This window comes from Liquorilactobacillus sicerae (genome assembly GCF_029916425.1).
GTDB classification, from domain to species: domain Bacteria; phylum Bacillota; class Bacilli; order Lactobacillales; family Lactobacillaceae; genus Liquorilactobacillus; species Liquorilactobacillus sicerae.
On the sequence record NZ_JAHAVQ010000361.1, the window covers coordinates 1 to 386 of the forward strand.

1 pseudogene is annotated in these 386 nt (G+C 38.6%); it reads right to left on the bottom strand.

The features are described 5' to 3' along the window. Positions 1-37: 37 nt before the first annotated feature. Positions 38-386: pseudogene (locus KH893_RS12840) on the bottom strand (capsular biosynthesis protein); the annotation flags it as partial.

Consider the following 386-nt stretch of genomic DNA (forward strand, 5'->3'; position numbering starts at 1 on the left):
TTAACAAACAGAGAAAAAAATATCAGCCAAGCGGACATTACTTAAGCTTATCCTTTACGTCATTCCAAAGGAGTACTACTCCTGATAGAACCAGCCCAAAAATAGCTCCAATCAAAGTATATTTTTTCGTGCTCGGTCCAACCCACTCGATAGTCTCGGAAGCTTTTTGAGCAACAATAACTTTTCCGGCAGCCGGAAGAATCTTGGGAAGAATCTTTTTGGTCGACTTTGATAAGGCATTAGCAATTTTAACAGCTTTTTTTGGTTCTTTTGCACTTGCGTTAATTTTAATCAAGACACTGTTGTCAGGCGAATTCACACTAACATTATCCGACGAAAAATGAACGGTCTTTTTGGCATTGTCAGTGATAGTCGAATCTTTGATC